This window comes from Vibrio cincinnatiensis DSM 19608, from assembly GCF_900167345.1.
GTDB lineage: Bacteria > Pseudomonadota > Gammaproteobacteria > Enterobacterales > Vibrionaceae > Vibrio > Vibrio cincinnatiensis.
On the sequence record NZ_FUXB01000046.1, the window covers coordinates 1 to 1,721 of the forward strand.

At 41.9% G+C, this 1,721-nt stretch carries 2 protein-coding genes; both read left to right on the forward strand.

Going from position 1 to position 1,721, the window contains the following annotated elements:
* Positions 1-163: 163 nt before the first annotated feature.
* Positions 164-916, forward strand: a complete 753-nt coding sequence (locus B5D54_RS16745; protein WP_078927656.1) for an SDR family oxidoreductase — start codon at positions 164-166, stop codon at positions 914-916.
* 147 nt (positions 917-1,063) lie between these two features.
* Positions 1,064-1,528 (forward strand): GNAT family N-acetyltransferase, encoded by a 465-nt coding sequence (locus B5D54_RS16750; RefSeq protein ID WP_078927658.1) that lies wholly within the window; start codon positions 1,064-1,066, stop codon positions 1,526-1,528.
* Positions 1,529-1,721: the final 193 nt, after the last annotated feature.

The following is a 1,721-nucleotide window of genomic DNA, read 5'->3' on the forward strand; positions in this document are numbered from 1 at the left end:
CGTAAACGGATGAACTGCGCAATGGATGAAAACTACTTAAGTAAGGTTCTCGAAAGCCTTACAGGGCAGTGATGTTCATGCGGTTTCCGTGAGCTGGTTGCGTTGCTTGCCCCTTAATGCGGCGTTATGCATTACATCAAATTCAGCGTTAAAAGGATGAATAATGAGCGTTCAAAAAGTAGTTGTTATTACTGGCGGTAGCCGAGGGATTGGTGCGGCGACAGCAAAGCTTTTTGCTCAAAACGGTTTTTCCGTATGCATAAATTACAAATCTAATGCTGAGGCTGTTAATACTCTCGTTGAAGAAATCAAAGCGTTAGGTGGTCATTGTATTGCGGTTCAAGCTGACGTTTCCAAAGAAGGTGATGTTGTTAAACTGTTTGAAACCGTTGACCAAGAGCTTGGTGTTGTTTCTGTTCTTGTCAACAATGCTGGTATCTTAAAGAAGCAGATGCGCTTAGACGAAATGAGTGCAGAGAGGATTAACTCAATTCTCATAAACAATGTGACAGGTTATTTCTTGTGTTGTCGTGAAGCAGTGAAACGAATGTCAACTCGTCATGGTGGTCTCGGTGGTGTCATAGTTAATGTTTCTTCGGGAGCCGCTCGAACAGGTTCACCGAATGAATACATCGATTATGCAGCGTCAAAAGGTGCAATTGACACGTTAACAAAAGGTCTGTCGTTGGAAGTTGCCGCGGAAGGTATCAGAGTTAACTGTGTTCGCCCAGGATTGATTTATACCGATATGCACGCTGACGGTGGAGAGCCTGACCGTATAGAACGACTCAAAAATAAAATCCCAATGCAACGTGGTGGTTTGCCTGATGAAGTCGCTGAGGCTATTTATTGGTTAGCGTCTGAAAAATCATCATTTTCCACAGGTAACTTTCTGGATTTAGCCGGTGGTTTGTAATGCATAACAAACGCTTCAAGAGGGACAGCCAACGCGCGGCATTTTTACTATGCGTTGGTTTTTGTGGTTACGGTGTTATGCGGAAGCTTGGCAGTAGCGTTGTCTGCCCCTTAAGCGGGCGTTAGCTGAATGGTGGTAAATATCAGCATGATCGAAATTAGAAAATATCAAGAATCAGATGCGCTTGATTTATGGGCTATTTTTTATCATACGGTTCGTAATGTGAACTTACGTGATTATTCGCAAGCCCAAGTTGAAGCATGGGCTCCAGATGGTTTTTCTTCTGAGATTTGGAAACGACAAATGAACTTGCTGTCACCTTTTGTTGCTGAAATTGATGGGAAAATTGTTGGTTATAGTGATCTTCAAGAAAATGGATTAATTGATCATTTCTTTTGTCACCATGAACATCAAGGTCAAGGAGTCGGACGGCAGTTAATGGAACATGTACTCAGAATGGGTGAGTTACAAGGAATTACTAGGTTTTATTCTGAGGTGAGTATTACAGCTCGTCCGTTTTACGAGAGATTTGGTTTCAATGTGATACAAGAACAAACCATAGAAGTTCGCGGTCAAAAGCTGTGCAACTTTGTCATGGAGAAATTCAGCTAACAAAGCATTTAAGAGGGACAGCCAACGCGTGGCATTTTTATTATGCGTTGGTTTTTGTGATTACGGTGTTATGCGGTGAGTTGGTAGTAGCGTTGGCAGCCCCTTAATGCGGCGTTATGTAACCGTAGAGAAAAAGACCGCAATATATTGAAATTTAAAGTGTATTTATTTTTAAGTGTGTTTTTACTTTGCA